This window comes from Streptomyces aquilus, from assembly GCF_003955715.1.
Classification (GTDB): Bacteria; Actinomycetota; Actinomycetes; order Streptomycetales; family Streptomycetaceae; genus Streptomyces; species Streptomyces aquilus.
Genome location: NZ_CP034463.1, coordinates 9708645 through 9733909 on the forward strand (window position 1 = coordinate 9708645; position 25265 = coordinate 9733909).

Genomic DNA, 25265 nt, shown 5'->3' on the forward strand with positions numbered 1-25265 from the left:
CGTGAAGGCCGTCATCGTCGGAAGCGCCGGCGGCATCGGTTCCTCCGCCGCGTTCAACCTGCTCTCCACGCGGGGGGCGTACGAGATCGTGCTCGTCGACACCCGACCGAACATGATCACCCGTCACACCGCCGACAACGCGCGGATCGTGGAGGAGCGCCTGCATCCGGTGCGGGAAGCCGGAGCGGACTTCCACGGTCTCCGCCGAACCGCCGAGGTCCTGGAGGGAAGTGACCGTGCCCTATCCCCCCTGCCCGGCGAGCGTGTCCAGGACTTCCGCGACCGGGACAGGGTCCAGAGGGCCGATGTGTGACGCCCCGGGAAAATCGTGCACACGGAAGGGATTGCCGGGCGTGACCGCGTCGGCTTCCGCGATCATCCTGTCCTGGAGTGCGGTGGCGATCGTCCGGTCCCTGCCGAAACGCAGGTAGGTGCGCGGAATGCGTCCCCAGCTGCCGGCCCGGCCGACCGCTCGGCCCGCATAAGCGGCGATCGGCTCGTCGGTCTGCATGCCGGCCAGGATCCGGCGGAAGTCGGCGTCGGAGTAGTCCGCGCAGATCATCTCCTTGAGGAGGGCCAGCTCACGGCGGTCACCGGTCCGGAAGTTCAGCCGGAAGACACCCAGCCGATCCAGGTCACCCACCGCCAGCTCGACCGGGCTGACCGCGTTCGCGTTCTCGGGCGCCGCCGTGCAGGCGTCCGCTGTGGGCAGGACGCGGCTGGGACAGAAGGCCGCCATGTAGCAGATGTGGTGCAGCAGATGCGGGACGGCATCGCCGACACGGCTGACCGATACGCCCCCCAGGCTGTGCCCGACCAGCACCACCGGGCCGTTCCGTGCCGCCCGCCGCACGATGCCCGTGACACGCGCCTCGTAGTCCTCCAGCCCGAGGCCCTTGAGCGGGGAAGGCTCGACCGCCATCGCTTTGAGGTCCTGCCGCTGATACGACTCCGGCACGAAAGCCTCCGTGCCATGCCGCGGCTGGTCCACCATGACGACGCGGTGACCGCGCAGCGTCAGCTCCCGCGCGATCGGCATCCAGAACGCGCCGGCGCTGTGGGTGCCGTGCACCAGCACGTAGGTGGTGACCCCGCGACGCGGGCCCGCCGCGGCCGGCGAGGCTCCGGGCCCGGTGGCCAGTGCCATGCCCCCCACCGCGAGTCCCAGCCCGCGTAATGCCGTCCGCCTGGTGGCATCCGTTCGTACTTCGTTCGTCTCATCCGTCATGAGTACGACGCTATGAACGGCCCGCTTCGCCCACCAGCGCTCCAGCACCACCACAGGGGTAGACCCAGCGCCACTTTCCGATGCCCTGGCCGTAGTCCCCGTCGCAGGCGCCTTCGACGGTACGACGCGACTACGGTGAGGCGCATGAGGAGCTGGTTTCTGGATGCCGTGCCCCGCCTTGCCGGCTCGGTGGTTCTCGGTGCCGCGGTCGGCGTGGCCGTCGGCATTCCGGCGGACCCGGCCCTGGGCGCTCTGGCCGCCATCGCCGCCATGGAGCTGAGCTTCGTGCTGGCGGGCTGGGCGGTGCTGTGGCCCATGGACGCCACGGCGACCCACCACAATGCGCGCCGCGAGGACTTCCGGCCCCTGCTCGATGAACTCGTGGTGGTGGCGGTGGCGCTGTGCGGACTGTTCGCCATCGTGCTGCTGCTCCTGCGCGGCAGGTCCGACAGCACTCACGCGGCGGCGGCGACCTCCCTGTGCGGGGTCTTCGTGGCCTGGGCGGCGCTCCATCTGATGTACGCCGCCCGCTATGCCTACGTGTACTACGAGGCCGGCGGCGGGATCGACTTCAATACGGACGATCCGCCGGCGTACCGGGACTTCTTCTACTTCAGTTACAACCTGGGCATGACCTATCAGGTGTCGGACACCGACGTGTCGAGCTCCGCGATCCGCGCCATCGTGCTGCGGCACACTCTGCTGTCCTACGTCTTCGGCACCGGCATTCTCGCCACCGCCATCAACCTCGTGGTGGGACTTGTCAGCGGTTGACGACGACCGCGCCCGAGGCGCTCGCCGGTCACCGCCTGCCGGCGTTGAGGCGTACCGCCTGTGCCGCGGTCGCCAGTTCGGCCAGCGCCAGGGGGTCTTGGAGTGAGCGTCCGGTCAGCTCGCGGATCCGGTTCAGCCGGTAGCGGACCGTGTTGGGGTGGCAGTGCAGGTGGCGCGCGGCCCGCTCGGCCGATCCGCCGTGGTGCAGGAACGCGTGCAGGGTGCTCAGCAGCGCGTCGCGGTCCTCCGGTGGCAGATCGAGCACCGCGCCGAGCACCCGGTCCGCCAGCCGCCGTCCCTCGTCCGGGTCGTGGGCGAGCAACGCGGCGAGAGGGCTGGAGCTGAACGGGCGTACGTCGGTTGTGCCGACCGGGATCTCGGCGAGTGCCGTGCGGGCCAGGTGCAGTGCGCGCGGCGTTTCGGTGAGGGACAGATAGGGCGGGCTGATGCCGGTACGGGCGCCGGCCGCGTCGCGCAGTACGGCCAGCATCGCGGAGCCCTGTTCCTCGCGCACCGCCACGACACCGGCCTGCGTGGTCGGGGTGAGCTGCCAGGCCGACACGATGCCCCGCTCGGCGAGCCGCCGTTCGACCCCGAGCAGGCTCTCCTCGGCGAGGCCGGCGGTCTCCGCGGCCACCACCACCAGTTGCGTGTCGAGCGGCAGCCCCAGGAGACGGCCTACCTCCCAGGGACCGGCGTCCCGGACCAACTGGCCGGTGAACAGCGCCTCCACCAACGCCGAACGCCGCCGCTGCTGGGCCGCCACGAGCTCCGCGGTGGCCGCCCGGTACGCCTCCGTGAGCAGCAGCGCGTGCTCGTCCGCGAGCCGCCACAGCCGGCTCGACGCCTCCAGCAGCGCGTCCATGGTGTCGGCCCGGCCGTCCTTGCGGGCGTAGGCCACCAGCGCGTCGAAGAGCATCGAGCAGCCGATCCGGTAGACCTGCAGGACCTCGGGCAGGGGCGCCCCCTGGTGTGCCCGGCGTCGGCCGGTCTCGGAGGGTGCCGCCCGGTCGAGGGGGACGTCGGGATCGTCGAGGCCGCTGACCATGAACCCGAGATTGCGTTCGATCGACCGGCGCAGGTCGTCGCGCGGGACGACATCCCCTTCGCGATACAGGTCGATGCGCTCGCACACGGCCGCGTACACGTCGTCGATCAACTCGGTGAGGTGTTCCCGGGCCCACGCGACCAGTGCGGTGAGCGCGGGGTTGCGCGTCCCGTCAGCTCTCCGTGCAGTGGTCCGCTCAGCCATCGACGCTCCCCGTCCGGCTGACATCGTACGCGCAGCCGTACGCCGGCACCGCCCGCCGCGGGCTCGGTCCGCCCTCGGCGGGAGCGCCCTCATGCTGCCTGTCGTGGGGCCGTTCGAAGGTGGTCGATGTCCTGGTCCGCACGGGTGTCAGTCGGTGTCGGCGGGGCGGACGGTGAGGTGAAGGGTGTCGTGATCGACGTCGGCGACGATGGTGTCACCCGGCTCGGCGGTACCGCTGAGGAGGATCTCCGCGATCCGGTTGTCGAGTTCCGCCTGGATCGTGCGGCGCAACGGGCGGGCGCCGAACTCCGGCTGGTGGCCGTGCGCCACCAGCAGCTTCTTGGCCGCCTCGGTGACCTCCAGCGTCATCCCCTGCGCGTGCACCCGGCGCTTGCTCTGCTCCAGGAGGTGATCCACGATCCGGGTCAGATCGTCCTCGGTGAGGCTGTGGAAGAGGATGATGTCGTCGATGCGGTTGAGGAACTCGGGCAGGAACCGGGTGCGCAGGAGCTGCATCAACTCGTCCTTGATCTCGGACACATCGCCCTTGTGGTCGATGATGCGCTGCGCGCCGAGGTTGGAGGTCATGATGACGACGCAGTGCCGGAAGTCGACGGTGCGGCCCTGGGCGTCGGTCAGCCGACCGTCGTCGAGGAGCTGCAACAAGGTGTTGAAGACATCGGGGTGCGCCTTTTCGACCTCGTCGAACAGGACGACGCTGTAGGGCTGGCGCCGGACCTTCTCCGTGAGCTGACCGGCCTCCTCGTAACCGACGTATCCGGGAGGCGCGCCCACCAGCCGCGCGACGGTGTGCTTCTCCTGGAACTCGCTCATGTCGAAGCGGATCATGCGGTTCTCGTCGCCGAACAGCAACTCGGCGAGCGTCTTGGCGAGTTCGGTCTTGCCCACGCCGGTGGGGCCGAGGAAGAGGAAGGAACCCACCGGCCGGTTCGGGTCGCCCATGCCGGCGCGGTTGCGGCGCACCGCCTGGGAGACGGCGGTGACCGCCTCGTCCTGGCCGACGATCCTGGCGTGCATCTCCTCCTCCAGCTTGAGGAGCCTGTCCTTCTCGCTGGCGGTGAGTTGGGAGACGGGGATGCCGGTACGCCGGGAGACCACGTCGGCGATGTCGGCGGCGGTGACGGAGACGACGCCTTCGCGCCGTTCCTCGATCCCGGCCAACTCGCCCTCGGCCTCGTCGATCCGCACCTTCAGCTCGGTGGCCTTCTCGAAGTCCTCCACCGCCACCGCCTGGTCCTTGTCGCGGCGCAGCCTGGCGAGGCGGTCCTGCACACCGACCACCTCGGTCGAGCGGTCGGCGCTGCGCAACCGCACCCGCGCGCCCGCCTGGTCCATCACGTCGATGGCCTTGTCGGGCAGGAAGCGGTCGCCGATGTAGCGGTCGGACAGTTCCGCCGCCGCCACCAACGCCCCGTCGGCGAAACGGACTTGGTGGTGTGCCTCGTACGCGTCGCGCAGCCCTTCCAGGATCTGCACCGTCTCCTCGACCGTGGGCTCGGGAACCATCACGGGCTGGAAACGGCGTTCGAGAGCGGCGTCCTTCTCGACGTACTTGCGGTACTCGTCGATGGTCGTGGCACCCACCACGTGGAGTTCACCGCGGGCCAGAGCGGGCTTGAGCATGTTGCCCGCGTCCATCGCGCCCTCACCCGTGGCACCCGCGCCCACGACGGTGTGCAGCTCGTCGATGAACAGGATGATGTCGCCGCTCGCCGCCTGGACGTCTTCGATGACCTTCTTGAGCCGCTCCTCGAACTGGCCCCGGTACTGCGCGCCGGCCACCACGCCCGACAGGTCGAGGGCCACCACCCGCTTGTCCTTGAGGGTGTTGGGGACCTCGCCGGCCACGATGCGCTGGGCCAGTCCCTCCACGATCGCGGTCTTGCCGACGCCGGGTTCTCCGATGAGCACGGGGTTGTTCTTGGAGCGCCGCGAGAGGATCTCCACGGTCTCCTCGATCTCCTGCGCCCGGCCCACCACGGGGTCCAGCTTTCCGGCCTTCGCCTCCTCCGTCAGGTCGCGCCCGAACTCGTCCAGCGTCGTCGACGGCGCCTTCCCGTCCGCCGGCGCGGCCTCGGCCTGAGACGTCCTGTCGGTGAGACCGCGCAGTTTCTGCACGTCCACGCCATCGCCGCGGATCAACCGCCCGGCGCCCGTGTCGGTACCGCTCAACAGGGCACCGAGGATGTGCTCGGGGCCGATGTAGGAGGATCCGGAGGCCTGCGAGTGGGAGTAGGCGGCGGCCAGGGTCCGCTTGGCGGCCGGGGTGAGGCCCGGTTCGGCCGAGGGCTCACCCGACTCCCGCGGAAGCACGTCGGCGATCTTCGACGCGAACGCATCGGGGTCCACGCCCGCCTGGGTCAGCAGACTCCGTGAGGGTTCCACCTGGGTCGCGGCCCACAGCAGATGGTCCGTGTCCAGGTCCGAGGTCCCGTCCTGCACCGCTCGCTGAGCGGCGAGACTGAGCAGTTCCTGGGACGGCTCGCTCAACAGGCGGCCGATCGGGACCCGTTGCACGGCGGGAGGTGACGACGCGGGTGACATTCCGAAGAAGCGGTTGAACAAGTCACTGAAAGGATCCGACGAACCGAAAGCTGATCCATAGGGCATGGACATGGGAACTCCAGATGCGGTGGACACGCACGAAGTCGTGCTTCGGCGAGCCGGCACGCTCGCGGCGCGCCGCGCGGACCGGGCCTTTGCCGGGAGTCTCACGCTATCGCCGTTGCGCGTACTCGACACCTTCTCGCGCCGGTACTGGCAGGCGTCACAAACTTGCTTGTCGCGACCGACAAACCAGGCCTCGACCTGCGGAATTCGGGGATGGTCATGTTTTAGCTTCGGTGCCGTACGCCGCATCCTCTCCCGCTGTCCGAGCGGCGGGGAATCCTGGAGGAACGATGAATGACACGGGGTCTCGGAATGTGATCGCGATTCGGTTCGCCGACGACGACAAGACATATCGCGCACTGGCGGTGCTCAAAAAGGCCGACGCCGATGGTCTTGTCGACGTGCACGCGGCCGTGGTGGCCGAGCGAGGGGCGGACGGCGCTCTTGAGGTCATGGACGGCACCGACAACGTCACGGCGGCGGGACAGACCGCGGGCAGCCTCATCGGAGCGCTGGTGGGCCTGCTGGGCGGCCCGTTCACCGTGCTGCTGGGCTGGGGCGCCGGTGCCCTCATCGGCGGGACGATCGACGTGCACCGGGCGTCCGGGACCGACGCCGCCCTCAGCGAACTGGCCAGGACGGTTGCGCCCGGCCGCAACGCACTGATCGCCGAGGTGACCGAGACCCGCGAGAGCGTCATCGACACCGAGGTCGCGGCAGGCGGCGGCACGGTCGTCAGGCGCCCGGCCCACGAGGTCCTGGACGAGTTCGAGGCCACCGCCGACGCGGCCGGGAAAGCCCAGGCGGCCGCGGCCGCGACACTCCGCACGCGAAAGCGCGCGGAACGACGCGAGGAGTTCCATGAGCGCTGGGAAACCATCAGCAGCAAGATGCGCCGGTGAACCCACACACATGGCCTGCCCGCTCTCCCGCAGGCCGGCGGCCGCAGCGCGTGGCACGCGCCGCTGCGGTGCCCGCTCCAACGTGTGGCAGCGGATGATCCCCCGGCATAGCCTGAGACAGCGACGACCATCGGCCCGCCCGGGTCGGAAGGGGTGAGGCATGTGAGCGCCTCCGATGACAGCCGGGATCAGCCGGAACCGCAGGTGGGCCCCGTCGCCGAAGGCGAACCGACCGCCGAGCGCTACCGGCATCCCGCCGCGGGCTGGGGGGCGGCCAAGAGCGTGGGGCAGGTACTGGTACGCGAGGGCGCCCTCGTGGACGGGCCGCGGGCGATCATGCGGATGAACCACGAGAACGGCGGCTTCGACTGCCCCGGATGCGCGTGGCCCGACGACACCAAGGGCCTGCACCTGGACATCTGCGAGAACGGCATCAAGCACGTCACCTGGGAGATGACGCGCAAGCGGGTCGACCGCCGGTTCTTCGCGGCCCACTCGGTCACGGAGCTGTCCGGCTGGAGCGACTTCGCCCTCGAGGACCAGGGCCGACTGACCGAACCCATGGTCTACGACGCGGAGTCGGACCACTACGTCCCCATCTCCTGGCGCGACGCGTTCGAACTGGTCGGCCGGGTCGTACGGGAGCTGGACGACCCGAATCAGGCGGCGTTCTACACTTCCGGCCGTCTCGGCAACGAGGCCACCTTCCTCTACCAGTTGATGGCCCGGGAGCTGGGCACGAACAACCTGCCCGACTGCTCCAACATGTGCCACGAGGCCAGCGGCCGAGCCCTGCAAGCATCCTTGGGCACCGGCAAGGGAACCGTCGACCTCAAGGACTGGGAGGCCACCGACGCGCTGTTCATCATGGGGGTGAACGCGGCCTCCAACGCCCCCAGGATGCTGACCGCGTTGGCCGAGGCGTACCGCCGCGGCGCCCAGATCGTGCACGTCAACCCGCTGGTCGAGGCAGCCGCGACGCGCACCATCGTCCCGCACGACTTCACGGACATGGCCCGGTTCAAGGCGACCCGGACCAGCACCCTGAACCTTCAGCCGCGCATCGGTGGCGACATGGCGCTCCTGCGGGGCATGGCCAAGGCGATTCTGGAGCAGGCGAAGACCGATCCCAAGGCGCTGGACCGGGAGTTCATCGACCGTCACACCAGCGACTTCGACACCTACCGAAAGGTGTGCGAGGACACGTCCTGGCAAGAGATCGAGCACCAGTCCGGCCTCAGCCGCGGGGACATCCTCAAGGCGGCGCGGGTGTACCAGGACGCCGACCGCAGCATCTTCAGCTGGTGCCTGGGCGTCAGCCAGCACGAACACGGCGTCGACACCGTCCGGGAGATCGTCAACGTCCTTCTGCTGCGCGGCAATCTGGGCCGGGAGGGGGCAGGACCGTCACCGGTGCGCGGGCACAGCAACGTCCAGGGCAACCGGACGTGCGGCATCGACCACCGGCCCACCGAGGAGTTCCTGGACCGCCTCGCCGACGTGTGCGGGATTGACCCGCCACGCGCGCACGGTCTCGACACGGTCGGCACCATCCAGGCCATGCACCGCGGTGAAGTGAAGGTGTTCGTGGGCATGGGCGGCAACTTCGCCCTCGCCGCCCCCGACAGCGCCTACACGTACGAGGCGCTGCGCGCCTGCGACCTCACCGTCCAGGTGAGCACCAAGCTGAACCGCAGCCATCTCGTCCACGGCCGCCAGGCGCTCATCCTGCCGTGCCTGGGCCGCACGGAGAAGGACCACCAGCGCACCGGCATCCAGAGCACCTCCGTCGAGGACTCGATGAGCATGGTGCACCTCTCCGTCGGTATGAAGCGTCCCGCCTCCGCGCATCTGCTGTCCGAACCCGCCATCATCGCCGGCATGGCGCGCGCCGCCCTCCCGGGCAGCGACACCCCGTGGGAGTGGTACGTCGAGGACTACGACCGCATCCGCGACACCATGGCGCAGGTCCTCGACGGATTCGAGGACTGCAACCGGCGCGTACGGCTGCCGCTCGGCTTCCGCATCAAGCAGCCCGCCCGCGAGCTGGTCTTCCACACCCCGTCCGGACGCGCCGAGTTCTCCGCGGCCCCCCTGCCCGACGTCGTCCCCACCTCCGGTGTCCTGGCCCTGGGCACCATGCGCTCCCACGACCAGTGGAACACGACCATCTACTCCGACAACGACCGCTACCGGGGCGTCAGGAACCTGCGCACGCTCGTCTTCATGAACGAGGAGGACATGCGCGAGCGCGGCATCGCGAAGCTCGACCCGGTCGACATCGTCAGCACCGCCAAGGACGGCACCCACCGTCGTCTCAACGGCTACCTGGCCATCCCGTACGACATGCCCAGAGGCTGCGCGGCCGGCTACATGCCGGAGATGAATGTGCTGTGTGCGATCGGTGACTACAGTACGCAGAGCGACCAGCCGCTCATGAAACACGTCAAAGTCCGTATCACGCCCGCCGGTTGAGCCTTTTCCGCAGGACCAGTACCCGGAAGAACGGGAAACGCGAAACGATGGACGAGACAGGCTCCACAGCCGAGCCCCAGTCCGTGATCATGCCGCCGGCCAAGTCCGCCGTGTTCCTGGTGTGCACCCTCACTCCGGGCGGCGAGGACAGCGTGCACGCGCTCCTCCAGGACATCGCCGGACTGACCCGTACGGTGGGTTTCCGCGCCCCGGACACCGAACTCACCTGCGTCGTCGGCATCGGATCCGACGCGTGGAGCCGTCTGTTCACCGGCCCGCGCCCGCGCGACCTCCATCCCTTCGTGCCGCTGACCGGCTCCCACCACCATGCTCCCTCGACCCCGGGCGACCTCCTGTTCCATCTCCGGGCCCGTCACATGGGCCCCTGCTTCGAACTGGCCCAGCTGATCTGCGCACGTCTGGACGGCGCCGCGGTGGTGGTGGACGAGGTGCACGGCTTCAAGTACTTCGACGAGCGCGACCTCCTGGGCTTTGTCGACGGCACCGAGAACCCGGAGGGCCGCCGCGCCGCCGACGCGGTGTTCGTCGGCGACGAGGACCCGCGGTTCGCGGGCGGGAGCTACGTCGTCGTCCAGAAGTACGTGCACGACCTCACCGCCTGGAACGCCCTGACCACCGAACAGCAGGAGAAGGTCATCGGCCGGACGAAGCTGAGCAACGTCGAACTGCCCGACGAGGTCAAGCCGCCGGACTCGCACGTCGCCCTCAACACGATCACGGACCCGGACGGCACCGAACTCAAGATCGTGCGGGACAACATGCCCTTCGGCCGCGTCGGGGAAAGGGAGTTCGGCACCTACTTCATCGCATACGCACGCACCCCCGAGGTGATCGAGCACATGCTGCGGAACATGTTCCTCGGCGACCGTCCCCATGTCCACGACCGCATTCTCGACTTCTCCACCGCAATCACCGGTGCCCTGTTCCACGTACCCACCACCGACTTCCTGCACGATCCGCCCCCGCCTCCGGGGTGACACCTAGTGCGGGACGAGGACGAGAGGGGGAACGCGGCTGTGGGATCAGCCCCAGGGGCGACCTCGTACACCGAACAGCAGGACCGGCCAGGAGACGGGATCAGCCCGCGGCGCCGGATGGCGCGTCGCTTCCTGGCCGAACTACGGAAGGACAACCTGGGCGACTGGGCAGCCGCGTTGACCTACTACGCTGTCCTGTCCTCCCTTCCGGCCCTCCTGGTGCTGACGTCCCTGCTCGGCGCCATCGGCCCCTCGCTCACCGAGCCGGTCCTGCGTGAGGTGAGCGACCTCGCACCAGGCCCCGCTCACGCCTGGATCACCCGGGTACTGACGGCCGTCGAGCGGCGGCACACGGCGGCCGGCATCGTCGGCACGCTCACCCTGATATGGGCGGCCTCTCGCTACGCCGCCGCGTTCATCCGTGCCATGAACGCCGTCTACGACGTTCCCGAGGGCCGCCCCACGAGGCTGCTGCTTCCGTTGCGCATAGGGCTGACCGTGCTGACGCTCCTCATGGTGAGCACGGCAGCCGCAGTGGTGGTCCTCAGCGGACGACTGGCCGACCGCGTCGGCGTCGCGCTCGGCGTCGGACACAGCGCCGTCACCGCATGGCAGTGGGGCAAGTGGCCGCTCCTGCTGCTTCTGGCCGGTCTCCTGATCGCCCTGCTGTACTGGGCCGCCCCGAACGCCCGCCAGCCGTTCCGCTGGGGCACTCCCGGCGGCCTGGTCGCGGTCGCGGTCTGGGGCGCCGCCTCCACGGCGTTCGCCTACTACGCCGCGCACTTCGGCTCCTACGACCGGGTCTACGGGAGTCTCGCGGCCGCCATCACCTTCCTCATCTGGGTCTGGCTGGCCAACCTCGCTCTTCTGCTGGGAGCCGAGCTCAACGCAGAATGGGAACGCGAACGCGCCATCGCGCAGGGGCACCCGGCCGATCAGGAGCCGTACATGCCCCTGCGCAGCGCGGTGAGGATCCACGATGACGCCCTGTGACACGGAGGGCCGGCCGACAGGCGAACCGGGAAGAGGTGGGCGGGTCATGACGATGGAGCAGACGACCGAGGACGTGGTGGACGCGGTCGTGCTCTACGACGGCCGGGTGTTGCTGGTGAACGCGCAGGACCGCTGGACCTTGCCCTCGGGCGACCCCGAACCCGCCGAATCGGCGTCGGCCACCGCGGCGCGCGTGGTGTACGAGCTCACCGGCTACCTCGTCGACGGTTCGACGCCCCTGCCGCAGCGGGGAGCGGATGCGGCAGGCGGGCGGAGGGCCGTGGTGTGCCAACTGCTGAGCGAGACCCCGTCGGGTAACGCGCGGCTCGCGGCGGAGCAGGTCCGCTGGTCCTCGCTCGCGGAAGCGGTCGATGCCGGGCTTTCCGAGACGGTGCGGGTCTATTTGGAGGGCCACACACCCGTGTAAGCGTCGGGGCCGGTCGTCCGGGGGCTGAAGGATCGACGAACGTCCTCGCCGAACCCGAACCTGCATGTCACCTGCCCGCAATCACCGTTGGCAAAGCCCCCCTCTGACGAGGGGGGCATCTACGGGTTCCGACGGCGCCGAGCGTCGCGGTGGCAAGCCCTTATCGGCCCTGACGAAGCCTCAGGCCGTGGCGGTGGCGACGTGCGAGGAGGGGCATCTCACTGGTTGGAGTGGATGAGATCTCCGATGGACCATGCGCTGACGTCCTTGATCGCGACGCGGTACATGCCGCCCGTCTCCGGAATCCCGAGGGTGCCCTGCAGGATCCGGGCGAGATGGAAGTGCAGGTGCGTGGGTGCCTCGGTGCGGCCGGAGTGGTTTGCTCGCTCTCTTCGCGCGAAGACGTCCGCGAAGGGGCCGAGACGGTCGGAGTCCTTGAGGACCTCTGCCACCCGCTCCCTCCAGACTGCCTCGGGAGCCAGCCGGCCGGTGATGACGGCGCCACCGACGACCACGGTCAGCGACATCTGGTTGCTTCCCCCCTTCTCCACTGCGGTGGAGAGGGCGACGAGCAGTTCATCAGGGTTCGACATGACAGCAGAGCTTATGCGGCCCACCCGTACCTGACGTAGCTGGGGCTGATGTGGCTGCGTGCGACGGGCAGAGAAATCTGCTCTTGTGGAAGTAGATTTTTGCCCCTGGCGTGGGTATGATTCTTGTAGTACACAAGGTCGACGAGATCAGTGGTTCAAAGAAGGAACGGAGGAACCGACGCCATCAGGATCGCCCGGTCCGGCAAACACGCGGCCCGGGCACCGCAAGACCCCGGAAGGGATGGTGGTCCCCGGTCGAGCAGATGAGATCCCCCCGCACCCCCCTCTGCCGAGCCGGGTAGCGGACAACAGAAGGTCGGCACGGAAGTAGAGCCGACAGATGGTGTTCAATTTCCTTCGGGGCCCTGGTGCCGTACGGCACCAGGGCCCCTCGACACGTTGCAGCAGTGAGGTGGCATGGCATCGGACAACCCCCTGAATGATCATCTGGACGACGACGACTACCCCGCCTACACGATGGGCCGGGCGGCCGAGATGCTCGGCACGACGCCGGCATTCCTGCGGGCCATCGGTGAGGCGCGTCTGATCACTCCGCTGCGCTCGGAGGGAGGGCACCGCCGCTACTCCCGTTATCAACTGCGCATCGCGGCGCGCGCCCGGGAGCTCGTCGACAAGGGGACGCCGATCGAGGCCGCGTGCCGCATCGTCATCCTCGAGGATCAGCTTGAGGAAGCGCAGCGCATCAACGCCGCCTACCGCCACGCCGCAGGCGAATCAGCGGACCGCGTCGAGTCTGAATCCGCCTGATCGCGCAAGAGGTCATGCCGCCCCAGCTCTCGCGGCTTGACGAGCAGCGTCAGGAATCGATGTTCTCCAGGTCTTCCAGAAGGCTGGGGTGCTTCGGCTCCCAGCCGAGCGTCCGCCGGGTGTGGGCGCTGGACGCGGGCTGGTCGTTCGCGAAGATCGGGCCGAGGGGTCCGTACGTCTCCGTGGGGACCGACTTGACCGGCAGACCCAGCCGCCGGCCGATGACGGCTGCGATGTCGCGCACTTGGTCCCCCTCGTCAGCCACGGCGTGCCAGGACGTGCCGGCCACCGCCTGCTCCAGGGCGAGCCGGAAGAGGACCGCCGCGTCCAGCGCGTGCACGGCCGGCCAGCGGTGTGTGCCGTCACCCGGGTATCCGGACACACCGGTCCGCCGTGCGATGTCGGTCAGCAGGCCGGCGAAGCCGCCCTTTCCCTCGTTGTGCACGGTGCGCGGCAGGCGGACGGTCGCGCTCCGCACCCCGCGCGACGCCAGGCCCAGCACCGCCATGATCGCGCGACCGCGGCCCCCGACCGGCCCGTCGGTCGGCACCGGGTCGGTCTCGACGGAGACGCGGCCAGGCACGGAAGGCGTACCCGAGACCGCGACGAAGGGGCGGTCACTGCCGAGGAGTTCCTCGCCCATGGCCGCCAGAGCGGCACCCTCTTCCCTGATTCCCTGCGCGAGGGCGTCGGGGCTGCTGAAGTCGTTGCTGAATGCCAGGTGGATCACCCCGTCGGTCCGGGCGACACCGGCGCGCAGGGTCTCCAGGTCGGAGAGCGATCCCCGCAACGGCTCGGCGCCGGCCGCCTCGACGGCCCGCACGGATGCGTCGGAGCGGGCGAGGGCAAGGACTGTGTGGCCGTTGCCGAGAAGGTCGGCGACGACGGCGGACCCGATCAGGCCGGTGCCGCCGGTGACGAAGACGCGCATGAGAATCTCCTCCGCAAGTGATGGGACTCTTGTCCCATCACTCTACCGCAGTGATGGGACAAGAGTCCCGTCACTTATGATGGTGACCATGGGCAGATGGGAACCGGGCGCGCGTGAACGCCTCGTCGTAGCGGCTGTCGACCTGTTCACCGAGCAGGGATACGACGCCACGACAGTCGCGCAGATCGCCGAGCGCGCCGGAGTCACCAAGAGCACCTTCTTCCGGCACTTCCCCGACAAGCGCGAGCTGTTGGTGGCCGGACAGGAGGCGCTCAGCCGACTTCTGAGTGAGGGGATCGCCGACGCGCCCGCTGACGCCAGCCCGCTGGAGGCGGTCGCCGCCGGTCTCGTGCGCGCCGCGGGCATGATGGTCCCCGAGAGCCGCGAGTTCGCCCCTCGCCTGAAGGCGGCCGTCGCCGCCAGCACCGAGCTTCAGGAGCGTGACGCCCTCAAGAGCGTAAGCCTCGCCGCCGCGATGAAAACCGCCCTGGTCGCCCGGGGCGTACCCGATCCGACAGCGGCTCTCGCCGGCGAGCTGGGCGTCCTCGCCTTCAAGCGGGGATACGCCGAATGGGCCGAGGCCGACCGTGACGACCAGAACGACTTCGCCGGGTACACCCTGGCGGCCCTGGACGAACTGCGCGCGGCGAGCGCGTCGCTGGGCTGACCTCGCAGCCTCTGAGGGCCATCCGGGGCAGCGGATCAGCCAGGCCAACGGGCACGACGATGGAAGACACGATCATGGCCCGCTGGGCTTGCGTTGGCGTCAAGAACGAAGGGTGCGCAGGCCGGCACGGATTTCGCTGACCAGGATCTCGGGCTGCTCCAGTGGCGCGAAGTGCCCGCCCCTGTCGGCCTCGGCGTAGTGGATCAGATTGCTGTAGGTGTCTTCGATCCAGCTGCGCGGCACGCGTGGGATGTCTCTCGGGAAGACGGTCACCGCGACCGGAAGTGTCACTTTCGGGCCGGCGAAGGTGAGTGTCCTGTTCTCCCAGTAGATGCGGGCGGACGACGCCGCGCTGTTGGTGAACCAGTAGAGGGATATCGCGTCGAGCATGTCGTCGATGGCGAGGGCGTCCTCGGCGAGTCCGTGGTTGTCGGTCTTGGACTGGAACTTCTCGTAGATCCAGGCTGCTTGGCCGGCGGGGGAGTCGGCCAGGGCGAACCCGACCGTCTCCGGCTTCGTACCCTGAAGGTGGTTCGACCCGCCGAGCTCGCCCTGGTAGAGGGCGAGGGTGTCCACGGCGTCGCGCTGTTCGGGCGTCAGGGTGTCAGGTATCTGTGCGGGAAAGGCGTACTGGGTGTTCAGATGGATTCCGGCGAGCCCCTCCGGCCGCATGGCCCCGAGGGCGGTGGTGACGACGGCGCCCCAATCGCCGCCCTGCGCGGCCCATTTCGTGTAGCCGAGACGCCTCATCAGCTCCGCCCACGCGCCGGCGATCCGCGATACGGTCCACCCGGTCCGCGTGGGCTTCTGGGAGAATCCGAACCCGGGGAGCGACGGAACGACGACGTCGAATGCGTCGGTGGCGTCGCCTCCGAACGAAACCGGATCGGTCAGCGGGCCGATCAGCTTGAGGAAGTCGAGGATCGAGCCCGGCCATCCGTGCGTGAGTATCAGCGGCATCGCGTGGGGGTTCTTGGACCTGACGTGGATGAAGTGGATGTCCAGCCCGTCGATCTCGGTCAGGAACTGGGGGAAGCCGTTGAGCTCGGCCTCCAGGCGCCGCCAGTCGTAGCCGCGCTGCCAGTGGTCGATCAGAGACTTGGCGTTCTCTACGCGAACCCCTTGCGACCAGTCGCCCACCGTTTCCGGATCCGGCCAGCGAGTTCTGGCCAGTCGCTGCTTGAGGTCGGCGATGTCCGATTCCGGGATCGAGGCGGTGAACGGGCGGACGGGGGGCGCGGCAGGCGGTGTCGGTGCGGTCATGGCCTTCTTCTCATCTCCTGAGCCTCGAAGCGCAGCACAACTCTTCACTGCACACGGGTGTACAGCCAGTTTCACTGTACACCCGTGTGCAATACTGGCGCCGTGCCCACCGAGTCCTCCCGTGTCCGCGCGATGCTCGAGACACGCGATCGCATCCTCGACGTCGCCCTCGATCTGCTCGGCGAGAACCCCGACGCCGGAATGGGCGAGATCGCCTCCGCTGCCGGCGTCGTCCGTCGCACGGTCTACGACCATTTCCCCTCGCGCCTCGACCTGGTCCGGACGCTTACGGAACGGGCCGTCACCGAGATGACGGCCGTACTTGCCGATGTCAACGCCTCCGGCGCGGAAGCGGACGCGGCGTGGGTCGAGTTCATCGCCCGCCTCTGGCCGGTGGCACACCGGTACCGAGTACTGCTGGCGCTGCGCCGTGGCGAGTACGGTGAGGCGATCCACGCCCTGCTCGGGCCAGTCGACGAACTCCTCGCCGACCTCGTGAAACGGGGCCAGGACGCCGGGGTGTTCGCACAGCACCTGCCGGCGGCCACCCTCAGCCAGATCGCCTACGGCGTCGTGTTCGCCATCGCCGACAGCGACCGGTCGAACGGAACCCTGGGCCCCCGAGCAGCGACGATCACGAGCCTGCTGATGCTGGGAGTCCCCGAGACACGCGCCATCGCTCTCGCGGGCGACCAGCCCTGACCCGCAGCACCCGAACGGACCGCAGATCGCCCCGACACCGCATGGGACGCCCTCTCCCGTTGTTCATACTCGTGCCAGTCCTCGGCCGATGACCACAGTGTCCTAGCGAAGTGCCGGGTCCGCCGGCGGGCGAGTGGGCCTGGCGAGGGCCGTTGCCGAGGCTCGGCTAGCGTGTGCGCATGGTCCATCTCAAGCAGCCACGGCTGTCCGGGCTGGGGCGGAACCTGGCCGCTCCGGTGGACGTCCTGGTGCGCCTGGCCAGGCACAGGGCCGGGCGCCACGGGCTGGAGACGCGCAAGGGGCAGCTGCCGGACGCAGTGGTCGAGGCCCTCCTGACGCACGGCGGCAGGGATTCGGCGGTGCTCCTGCGCGGAGACCGAATCTCCCCGGCGATGCGCCACCGGATCGCCGAGCATCCCGACCCGGCGATCCGCGATGCCCATGCCGACTTCATCCGGACCATGGTGGAGTGCGGGGTGTCGACCGGTATGGAAAATCTGGTCGAGGCCTACGGCCGGCCACCGGCGGAACTTGCTGCCGCCTCGGATCCCAAGCTGCGCGCGATCGTCGCGGAGGCCTGGCGGGACCGGCCGATGGCCGTGCAACTGGCGCTGCTCACCGATCCGGACCCAGGGGTACGGGCCGCGGCCACCAGGGCCAAGCACCCTGGGGTTCCTCCTGAGCAGTACGCGCGCTGCCTCGCCGATCCGGCTGTCCAAGCCAACGTCGCACGTTTTCTCCCGCTGACGTCGGATCAGTTCGCGCGGCTTGTGAAGACCGCGGACAAAACCGTGTTGCAGGCAGTGGCTCGCAACCCGCACCTGACGGCCGACATGGTGGTTCAACTGCAGGACAGTGCGGACCCGTCTGTGCGCATCGCGGTGGCCTTCAGCCGCCACGTCACCGCCGAGACCCGGGACCGGCTGCTCGCACTGGTCGAGGCCGAGAAGGCGGCCGGCGGTGTCGACGCCGCTGTCGCCCTTGACTGGCCCTCCTACGAGCCGGACTGGCTCCGGGACGCTCCGCTCGCCGAGCGGTTGAGCTATCTCGACTGCCCGCACGCGGTGATGCGCCGAGTTCTGGCAGACGGCCGGGACCTGCCGGACGAGGCCTGGCAGCGCCTGGACGACGACCCCGACGTATCCGTCCGCCGCGCCGCCGCCCGCCGCCCCGACACACCGCCGCAGGTCCTGGTCCGGCTGCTCCGCGCCCACGGCGACGTTTCCCATGTCCGGCCGCTGCTGGTGGACCACCCCAACTTCCCGCGCCAGGCGCTGCGCGGCTTCGTGGACGAGCCGGATCCGCGGGTGCGCGTCCTCGCTCTGAAGGACCCCGAGCTGCCCGTGCCGGTGCTGCGGCGGTTCGCGGACTTCGAGGAGGGGTTCCTGCGTGCGGGCGCGGCCCGTCATCCCAACGTCACCGCGGAACTGCTGGAGCGGCTGCTGGCGGACCCGGAACCCAGCGTCGCCGACGACGCAGCGGCCAACTCCGTGCTGACGCGGGCCCAGATGGACAGCATCCTCACCGAGGCCGGCCTCTGACGGCCGTACGGGGTGACGCGCGAGGAGCGGTTCGACGCCCCGTATGCCCAGCAGCAGCCGGCGCTGCCGCGTGATCCTCACGTCGACGAATCCTGGGTCCTCTAGGTTGCGGAGCGGGCCGGGCACCGCGCCCCGTCCGCCGACGACCACGGCGTGCCCATCGCCGCCATCACCGACCCCAGCGGCGTCAGGTCCAGGGCGCCACGAGGACGAAGGAGCGGCTGGCCCGGTTGGAGGTCGTGTTCTCCGAAGGGTCGAGCCAGAGTTGGAGGTTGTCCCGGTGGCGGAGGTAGCGGCCGGGGTAGTTGTACGACTCCAGGGCGACCGAACCGGCCGTGGAACCGGAACGGGGGCAGAAGGTGGCGTCCTTCTGGAAGATGGCGGAATTGTTGTTGACGTCCAGCCGGATGCGGAAGGCGTAGTGCCGCAGGTACCTGCCCGTGGCGTCCCTGAGGGAGTAGCAGCGGGGGTCGGCCAGGCCGGGGACGAAGGTGAAGGTGGCCGCCTGCCGGGTGGACGTGGAGCTGTCGGCGCCGACCGGGCCGAGGACGCCGAGTGAGCCGGACTGGGTGACGTAGGCGCCGGGAGTGTCGACCGACCGCAGGGAGTGCGGCCCCGAGATCCGTGCTTCGGCCCTCGTCGCTGGGGAGGCTGTCGGCGTCGATGCGGGCGTCGGTGTCGACTTCGGCACCGGTTTCGGCGTCGCCGTCGGTGAGGCGGACGGTCTCGGGAGCGGAGACCCGGATGAGGAGGTGGGAGCTGGCGGGGCCACAACGGCGGGCCGGGCGCCCTGCTCGTGCGACCCCGTGGCGGCATACCAGGCCACACCGGCAGCCGCCAGCGTGACGGCACCCGCGGTTGCCGCTGCCGCGGGCTTGGCGGCCAGCTTGCCGAGCGTCCGCGCCGCACGGCTCGCACCACTCGCTGTGTGTGCGCCCGTGCTCGCGGTCCCTCCGGCAGAGCCTTCCCCCAGCGCCCTGGCAAGCACCACGCCGGTCAGGGCGACCGGCACCGGCACCAGCGCGAGGTCGGCCAGCAGTCCCTCCGCCGGTATCAGATCGGACGAACTCGACAGACACTGCGGACAGTCGCGGACATGGCGTGCCAGCCGCTTGCGCCACAGTCCGGACGGCCGCCCGTCCCACGAGGCGAGCACGGTGGCCAGGTCCGGGCAGCGCGGCGTGGCCGTCACGGCCCGTACGACGGTACGCGCCGTCTCCAGCCGCTCCTTGACCCGCTGGACCCGGACCGCCGCGTGCTGCGGAGTGAGGCCGCAGGCCGTCGAGAGCTCGCCGCGGGTCAGTTCACCGGCGCTCTCCATCCACCACAGCGCGAGTACCTCGCGTTCCTCGGCCTCCAGCCAGCGGGCCGCCTCCACCGCTTCACGCCGCTGGCCCGACAGCGCGAGCCGAAGGATCGCCAGGTCGGCGAAGTCGGCCCGCGGGTCCGCTTCATGGGCGTTCTCCTCCAGGGGGTCCGCGGCGAGCCAGGTGCGCCCCCTGCGCCACCGGTCACGGATCTGTCGCACGGTGATGGCGACGAGCCAGGACCGGAACCGCTCCGGTTGCTCCAGTCCTGGCAACCCGTCCAGGACCCGCACCATCGTCTCCTGGACCACGTCGTCGACATCGCTGTGCCCGTCCAGCGCCCGCCCGACGATGTTGTAGACCAACGGCAGGCAGTCCCGTATCAGTTGTTCCGCGGCCTGCGCGTCCCCGGTCCGCGCCGCCTCGACGACGGCGACGTCCGGTTGTTCCTGCCTGTTCCGCGAGCGCACCCCTGCCCACCCGTTCCGTGGTCCTGCCGATGTGTCGAGGCGACAGTGTGCCAGGAGTGAATCCGGAGGACGCGTGTCGGGTCGCCGCCCGGATGCCGCCGCATGTTCTCGTCCGTTCCGGGTTTTCCGTTATCCGCGACGCGCGGACGCGTCTCCTGATGTGCACGATCCCGCGCAGGGCATGGAAGGGAGGCGACCTGCTTTGCTGCTTCCACCCCTCTTGACACTCGCTTTTACCTGGCTCTAACTTTTGGCCGAATTCACGAACAATGTACGAGATGTCGAACGAGATGGGTCTGGCCGCCCCCTTCTCAATGCCCCCGCTTCCGCTCCGCGACGTGAAACAAGGATGTCTCACTCATGAGCGCTGTTCCCGCCTCCGCCGACGTGAACCGATCGTCCGCGGGCCCTTCGCCGAGACGAAGGGACAGACCGTCCTCGCCGACGGCGCGACGGCCGCGACGGGGGAGGCCCCTGCCGTGGCGCGGCCAGCCACCGCCACGCTGCTGAATCCGCTGGCCAGTTCCGCCGCAACTGCCGCACCCAGCCGGCGGCTTCCGTGGTCACGCGTCCGGCACCCCGCTTCCATCCCGTCCCGGCACCCGCACCAGAGACAGGACACGCACATGGCAAGACTGATCACCCGGCTCGCGGCGGTATTCCTCGCCGTCGGCCTCTTCTTCACCACCCAATCCCTGGCCGCACCTCAGCGGGCGGCCGCCGCCGACCCGGGCTATCTGATGCTGCACTTCACCGGTGAGGGGGCTGGCGGTCAGCAGATGTACCTCGCGCACAGCGCGGACGGCCTGCACTGGAACGACCTCAACGGTGGAGCTCCGATCCTGCGCTCCACGATCGGCACGAAGGGGGTGCGCGACCCCGCACTGGTGCGCTCGCCCGACGGCAGCAAGTACTGGATCATCGCGACCGACCTGTGCATCAGCTGCGGGCAGGACTGGAACGCCGCCATCAACAACGGCAGCCGCAACCTCGTGGTGTGGGAGTCCACGGACCTCGTCAACTGGTCGGAGCCGTGGCTGCTCAACGTCGCCGGCGCGATCCCCGACGGACGCAACGCCTGGGCGCCGGAGGCGATCTGGAACCCCGAGACCCACGACTACGTCCTGTACTGGTCGACGAACGTGCCCCTCAACGGCAAGACGAAGCACCGCGTCTTCTACGCCCGCACCAGCGACTTCCGCACCATCACCACCCCGCAGACCTACATCGACCGCCCGGGCGCCCAGGAACTCATCGACACGCAGATCGTCGAAGTGCCGGCCGGCGTCGGCGACTACCGCTACGTACGCGCCTCCGGTGACGGCCAGATCACCCTCGAGGGCAGCAACTCGATCCTCGGTACCTGGACGACCCTCGGCAACCTCTCCGGCATCGGCCTGACCGGCGCCCAGGTGGAGGGCCCGATGTGGATGAAGTTCCGCGACCGCGACGAGTGGACTCTGTACCTCGACCGGTACGCCTCCAGCGGCGGGTACATGCCGGTCGCGACGACCGACCCCTCCGCTGTCGGCACCTACCAGCTCCCCGCATCGGGCAGCTACGACATGGGCGTCAACAAGAAGCGTCACGGCTCGATCCTGAACCTCACCGCCGCCGAGGAAGCCCGGGTTCTCGCCCGTTACGTCAACACCCCAGCCCAGCGGCTCCAGTCGTTCAACTTCCAGGACCGGTACGTACGGCACGCCGACTTCGACGTGCGCATCGACCAGAACGTCACCAGCGACGACGCCAAGTTCCGGATCAGGCCCGGCCTGGCGGGCACCGGCACCGTCTCGTTCGAGTCGGTGAACTACCCCGGGTACTTCCTGCGCCACGCCAACTACGACTTCCAGCTGGTCCGCAACGACGGCAGCAGCCAGTTCGCCGCGGACGCCACCTTCCGCAAGGTCGCCGGGCTCGCCGACGCCACCTGGTCGTCGTTCCAGTCGTACAACTTCCCCGACCGCTACATCCGCCACTACGCCTACGAACTGCGCCTCGACCCGATCACCACCGCGACAGCCCGCAGTGACGCCACCTTCCGCGTGACGAACTGACCTGACAAGGACAGGGCTGCCGACGCTCGCCCAGGGCGCCGGCAGCCCTGTCCTCCATTGGACGGTCGGCACAGGGAAACCGGAAGGTCTGGTACTCCCGTACCAACGCCACCGCGAGCGTCCCGCCGCTGGGGTGTCAGTCGGTGTGGAGCATCTGCTTGCGCAGGCCCGTCAGGATGCGTGTGATCAGGCGGGAGACGTGCATCTGGGAGATGTTCAGGCGCTCACCGATCTGCGCCTGGGTGAGTTCCTCGACGAAGCGCAGATGCAGGATGCGGCGGTCCCGTTCACTGAGGTCGCTGATGAGGGGCGCGAGGGCGTGGAAGTCCTCGACGAGGGCGAAGTCGGGTTCCTCCTGGCCGACGAAGTGGGCGAGCGTCGCGTTCTCTTCGTCGGGGTCGTTGCCCACGGCGGCGTCGAGGGACGCGGACGTGTAGCCGTTGGCGGCGATCTGGGCCTCGATGACCTCGTCCTCGGTCAGGCACATCAGCTCGGCGAGTTCGGAGACCTTGGGGGCGCGGCCGAGACGTGACCCGAGTTCGTCGACGGCCTTGGCGAGTTCGGAGCGGGCCTCCTGGAGGCGGCGGGGGACATGGACCGACCAGGAGGTGTCCCGGAAGAACCGTTTGATTTCCCCGACGATGTAGGGGACCGAGAAGCTGGTGAACTGCACGTCGCGGGAGACTTCGAACCGGTCGATGGCCTTGATCAACCCGATGGTGCCGACCTGTATGACGTCTTCCATGTCCTGGCCGCTGCTGCGGAAGCGCTTGGCCGCGAAGCGCACCAGCGACATGTTCATCTCGATAAGGGTGTTGCGGGCGTACTGGTGCTCGGGGGTTCCTTCTTCCAGTGTGGCCAGTTGGTCGAGAAAGAGCCTGGTCAGCTCTCGGGCGTCCTGTGGGGCGACCTTTCGCGGTTCGGTGATGTGCGGCAGCTCTGCGGCAGCTTCCGTCGTCACGTGCACGCGTGTCGTCACAGTGTCAGCCTTCCCCTGGTCTCACAGCCTGCCCCTGTTGGGGCAGGACGTCTTGTCGGGGCGCGTTTACCCGGCCTCGGGCTCTTCATGCCCCTCGTCGTCGTCCGTCGGACAGAACCGGCCGGGTGCCGACTGCCGCGAGGGGGCCACATCGTCGCGGGTGAGACACGGTCCGGGCGGTGCATGACGGGTGAACGCGGTCTTCACGAGACCTTCGCCACAGCCCTAGGTCGCGGCCGTCGGGGTACTCGGTCCCACATGGCAGGACAGAACTCCGATCAAGGCAGACCACCGACCGACACTTGCCATTTGACAACTATAGTCGGCAGGCAACAAAGTAGCGGTGTCGGACGCGCATGGGGAAGGATCTTGAATGTTCCGGTGGGCGGGGGAAGCTCCGTGCACTGATCCTCGGGACCCGTGCGCGACGCGAGGCCCGGTGCCACGGCGGACCGCTCAGGCGGTCCGGCTGTCGGGCGACTCGGCGTCGTCGTGCATCTGCAGGGCCGCGGCTTCGCAGAACGCGTCCAGCCCCTCCATCAGTGCGGTCCGTTTGGCGGCGGGCATCTGGTCGAGCACCGCCCGCAGCACCTGCTCCCGGCGCGCGCGCAGGTCGACGAGGAAGGCCCGCCCCCGGCTGCTGAGGTGCAGCCGCACCTCCCGCCGGTTGGCCGGACTCACCACGCGCTCCACGAAGCCCGCGGCCTGCAGTCGGTCGCACAGGCGACTGGTCGAAGGCGGTGTGGAGGCAAGGTGGTCGGTGAGAGTGCGCAGGTTGATGCCGTCGTTGTGTTCCAGGACGAACAGCACACGCAGTTGGGACGCGGAAGCGGGGGCGGTCGAGGCGCGGCCCCACAGCACTTCCAGCAGTTCGCCGGCCGTGGAGGTCATACGAGCGACCTCGTCGGGCTCCGGGCGGGGGCGGAAGGCAGTCACAGTCACACTTTCGCAGGCACTGGGATGCCCGTCAGCGTACTAGGTGCGCGGACGGGCCATTGAGGCATTGGGCGGCGGTCGAGGCCGGGACGAGCGAGTTCGCTGTCCTGTGGAGCCCGCGGCCTCCGGCAACAGATAGGTGTGTTTTCCATCGTGAACAGATTTGTGGCCGCTGAGCGCGCACTGCGCACGGCGGCGCCCCATGCGTTGCTCGACGCTCTCCGCGCCGCACTGCTCGAACAGTACGGCGCGGAGGATGTCGAGCTGTTCATGGCCGACTACGGACTGACCGTGCTCCAGCCCGTCTCGGTCCTGCCGCACGTCCTGGAACCGGTGTCGTTGTACAACAGCCCGGCCGGCCGGGCTTTCGGTTCGCAGCGGCCGTACCGCGAGGACCTCGGGGAGGGGCGGACGCGTCTGCATCTGCCGGTCAGCGTGCGGGGCGACCGGGTCGGCGTGCTGTCGGTGACGCTCGACGGGGGCGAGGTCTCGCGGCAGTGCGAGCCCGAACTGCTGGAGATCGCCGACGTGCTGGGGCGCGAGGTGGTCGTGGCCGAACGGGACACCGATCTGTACTTGCAGGCCCGGCGCAAGGACCGCCTCACGCTGGCCGCCGAGATGCAGTGGCAGCTGCTGCCGGGCTGTGCCTGCACCCGCCCGGAATTCGCCCTGGGCGCCCAGCTGGAGCCTGCCTACGCCATCTTCGGTGACAACTTCGACTGGGCCGCCACGGCCGAGCGGCTGACCTTGTACGTCACCAACGGCATGGGTGAGGGCATAGAGGCGGCGCTGCTGACCAACCTGGCCATCAACGCCCTGCGCAACGCGCGGCGGGCCGGCATCCCCATCGCCGACCAGGCAGCCCTGGCGGACCAGGCCGTGTACGCCCATTACCGGGGGCGCTGCTATCTGTCGGTCCTCATGTTCGACTTCGACCTGTCCACCGGACGGGCCGTCGTCGTGGACGCGGGCTCCCCGCAACTGCTGCGGCTGCGCGGTGGCACCGTGGAGCGCATCCACTTCGACGCCCAGCTGCCCCTGGGCATGTTCGAGGAGACCGACTACGTGGCACAGGACTTCCATGTCGAGCCCGGTGACCGGCTGGTCTTCGTCAGCGACGGTGTCCACGCCGTGGCTTCGCCCAAGGGTGAGGCGTACGGCGAGGCGGCGCTGGCCCGCGCCATCCACTCCACCCGGCTGCTGCCCGCCGCCGAGGTGCCGCGCGCGATCCTGCGGGAACTGACCGGCCACCGCGGCGAGGCCGCTGCGGACGACGACGCTCTCGTCGTCTGCCTGGACTGGCGCGGCCGTCCGGCCGGGGGAGGAGACGCCGGACTTTCCTTGTGACGATCGTGTGTTGTTGACCCCGCG

Annotated in this window: 22 protein-coding genes; 13 read left to right on the forward strand and 9 right to left on the reverse strand. The window is 69.3% G+C overall.

The window, feature by feature from the left end; translation table 11 throughout:
* Nucleotide 1: 1 nt before the first annotated feature.
* Nucleotides 2-313 carry a Rossmann-fold NAD(P)-binding domain-containing protein gene (locus EJC51_RS44410; protein ID WP_126276309.1) on the forward strand — a complete coding sequence of 104 codons (312 nt, stop codon included), beginning with the start codon at nucleotides 2-4 and terminating at the stop codon, nucleotides 311-313.
* On the opposite strand, the gene EJC51_RS44415 is transcribed toward EJC51_RS44410, so the two are convergent.
* Nucleotides 242-1147, reverse strand: coding sequence for an alpha/beta hydrolase (locus EJC51_RS44415; protein WP_208870788.1), 906 nt, complete (start codon nucleotides 1145-1147; stop codon nucleotides 242-244). The genes EJC51_RS44410 and EJC51_RS44415 overlap by 72 nt on opposite strands.
* Nucleotides 1148-1372: 225 nt before the next feature.
* Between EJC51_RS44415 and EJC51_RS44420 the strand changes: the two genes are divergently transcribed.
* Nucleotides 1373-2002, forward strand: coding sequence for a DUF1345 domain-containing protein (locus tag EJC51_RS44420; RefSeq protein WP_126276310.1), 630 nt, complete (start codon nucleotides 1373-1375; stop codon nucleotides 2000-2002).
* A 28-nt stretch (nucleotides 2003-2030) separates the two neighbouring features.
* On the opposite strand, the gene EJC51_RS44425 is transcribed toward EJC51_RS44420, so the two are convergent.
* Nucleotides 2031-3254 (reverse strand): PucR family transcriptional regulator, encoded by a 1224-nt coding sequence (locus tag EJC51_RS44425; protein WP_126276311.1) that lies wholly within the window; start codon nucleotides 3252-3254, stop codon nucleotides 2031-2033.
* 147 nt (nucleotides 3255-3401) lie between these two features.
* The gene (locus tag EJC51_RS44430; protein WP_126276312.1) at nucleotides 3402-5891 is read right to left on the reverse strand and encodes an ATP-dependent Clp protease ATP-binding subunit; all 2490 of its coding nucleotides are present in this window, start codon (nucleotides 5889-5891) and stop codon (nucleotides 3402-3404) included.
* A gap of 308 nt (nucleotides 5892-6199) precedes the next feature.
* On the opposite strand from EJC51_RS44430, the gene EJC51_RS44435 reads away from it, so the two are divergent.
* From EJC51_RS44435 to EJC51_RS44455, 5 genes are all read left to right on the forward strand, one after another.
* On the forward strand, nucleotides 6200-6787 hold the full coding sequence (locus EJC51_RS44435) for a DUF1269 domain-containing protein (RefSeq protein ID WP_166682965.1): 588 nt from the start codon (nucleotides 6200-6202) through the stop codon (nucleotides 6785-6787).
* A 162-nt stretch (nucleotides 6788-6949) separates the two neighbouring features.
* On the forward strand, nucleotides 6950-9262 hold the full coding sequence (locus EJC51_RS44440; RefSeq protein ID WP_126276314.1) for an FdhF/YdeP family oxidoreductase: 2313 nt from the start codon (nucleotides 6950-6952) through the stop codon (nucleotides 9260-9262).
* A 47-nt stretch (nucleotides 9263-9309) separates the two neighbouring features.
* A complete protein-coding gene (locus tag EJC51_RS44445; protein ID WP_126276315.1) occupies nucleotides 9310-10260 on the forward strand; it encodes a Dyp-type peroxidase in 951 nt (316 codons plus the stop codon).
* Nucleotides 10261-10299: 39 nt separating this feature from the next.
* Nucleotides 10300-11253, forward strand: a complete 954-nt coding sequence (locus EJC51_RS44450) for a YihY/virulence factor BrkB family protein (protein ID WP_126276316.1) — start codon at nucleotides 10300-10302, stop codon at nucleotides 11251-11253.
* 46 nt (nucleotides 11254-11299) lie between these two features.
* Nucleotides 11300-11680 (forward strand): NUDIX hydrolase, encoded by a 381-nt coding sequence (locus EJC51_RS44455; RefSeq protein ID WP_126276317.1) that lies wholly within the window; start codon nucleotides 11300-11302, stop codon nucleotides 11678-11680.
* 218 nt (nucleotides 11681-11898) lie between these two features.
* Here EJC51_RS44455 and EJC51_RS44460 read toward each other — a convergent pair whose 3' ends face one another.
* Nucleotides 11899-12273, reverse strand: a complete 375-nt coding sequence (locus tag EJC51_RS44460; RefSeq protein ID WP_126276318.1) for a hypothetical protein — start codon at nucleotides 12271-12273, stop codon at nucleotides 11899-11901.
* 417 nt (nucleotides 12274-12690) lie between these two features.
* Between EJC51_RS44460 and EJC51_RS44465 the strand changes: the two genes are divergently transcribed.
* Nucleotides 12691-13041, forward strand: a complete 351-nt coding sequence (locus EJC51_RS44465) for a helix-turn-helix domain-containing protein (RefSeq protein ID WP_126276319.1) — start codon at nucleotides 12691-12693, stop codon at nucleotides 13039-13041.
* Nucleotides 13042-13090: 49 nt separating this feature from the next.
* Here EJC51_RS44465 and EJC51_RS44470 read toward each other — a convergent pair whose 3' ends face one another.
* Complete coding sequence (locus EJC51_RS44470; protein WP_126276320.1) at nucleotides 13091-13972, reverse strand: SDR family oxidoreductase; 882 nt, start codon at nucleotides 13970-13972, stop codon at nucleotides 13091-13093.
* An 88-nt stretch (nucleotides 13973-14060) separates the two neighbouring features.
* Between EJC51_RS44470 and EJC51_RS44475 the strand changes: the two genes are divergently transcribed.
* Nucleotides 14061-14639, forward strand: coding sequence for a TetR/AcrR family transcriptional regulator (locus tag EJC51_RS44475; protein ID WP_126276321.1), 579 nt, complete (start codon nucleotides 14061-14063; stop codon nucleotides 14637-14639).
* Between the two features lie 99 nt (nucleotides 14640-14738).
* On the opposite strand, the gene EJC51_RS44480 is transcribed toward EJC51_RS44475, so the two are convergent.
* Nucleotides 14739-15902: an epoxide hydrolase family protein gene (locus tag EJC51_RS44480; protein ID WP_126276322.1), complete on the reverse strand. Its 1164-nt coding sequence runs from the start codon at nucleotides 15900-15902 to the stop codon at nucleotides 14739-14741.
* A gap of 102 nt (nucleotides 15903-16004) precedes the next feature.
* Here EJC51_RS44480 and EJC51_RS44485 point away from each other — a divergent pair, with 102 nt between their 5' ends.
* The gene (locus EJC51_RS44485; protein WP_126276323.1) at nucleotides 16005-16604 is read left to right on the forward strand and encodes a TetR/AcrR family transcriptional regulator; all 600 of its coding nucleotides are present in this window, start codon (nucleotides 16005-16007) and stop codon (nucleotides 16602-16604) included.
* A gap of 179 nt (nucleotides 16605-16783) precedes the next feature.
* Nucleotides 16784-18145: a hypothetical protein gene (locus EJC51_RS44490; RefSeq protein ID WP_126276324.1), complete on the forward strand. Its 1362-nt coding sequence runs from the start codon at nucleotides 16784-16786 to the stop codon at nucleotides 18143-18145.
* A gap of 187 nt (nucleotides 18146-18332) precedes the next feature.
* Here EJC51_RS44490 and EJC51_RS44495 read toward each other — a convergent pair whose 3' ends face one another.
* Complete coding sequence (locus EJC51_RS44495; RefSeq protein WP_126276325.1) at nucleotides 18333-19922, reverse strand: sigma-70 family RNA polymerase sigma factor; 1590 nt, start codon at nucleotides 19920-19922, stop codon at nucleotides 18333-18335.
* A 626-nt stretch (nucleotides 19923-20548) separates the two neighbouring features.
* Here EJC51_RS44495 and EJC51_RS44500 point away from each other — a divergent pair.
* Nucleotides 20549-21979: a glycoside hydrolase family 43 protein gene (locus tag EJC51_RS44500; RefSeq protein WP_126276326.1), complete on the forward strand. Its 1431-nt coding sequence runs from the start codon at nucleotides 20549-20551 to the stop codon at nucleotides 21977-21979.
* 136 nt (nucleotides 21980-22115) lie between these two features.
* Here the strand turns inward: EJC51_RS44500 and EJC51_RS44505 are convergent, their stop codons facing one another.
* The gene (locus EJC51_RS44505; RefSeq protein WP_244363191.1) at nucleotides 22116-22940 is read right to left on the reverse strand and encodes an RNA polymerase sigma factor SigF; all 825 of its coding nucleotides are present in this window, start codon (nucleotides 22938-22940) and stop codon (nucleotides 22116-22118) included.
* A 474-nt stretch (nucleotides 22941-23414) separates the two neighbouring features.
* Nucleotides 23415-23849, reverse strand: coding sequence for a MarR family winged helix-turn-helix transcriptional regulator (locus EJC51_RS44510; RefSeq protein WP_126276328.1), 435 nt, complete (start codon nucleotides 23847-23849; stop codon nucleotides 23415-23417).
* A gap of 198 nt (nucleotides 23850-24047) precedes the next feature.
* On the opposite strand from EJC51_RS44510, the gene EJC51_RS44515 reads away from it, so the two are divergent.
* Nucleotides 24048-25241 (forward strand): PP2C family protein-serine/threonine phosphatase, encoded by a 1194-nt coding sequence (locus EJC51_RS44515; RefSeq protein WP_126276329.1) that lies wholly within the window; start codon nucleotides 24048-24050, stop codon nucleotides 25239-25241.
* The last annotated feature ends 24 nt before the right edge of the window (nucleotides 25242-25265 follow it).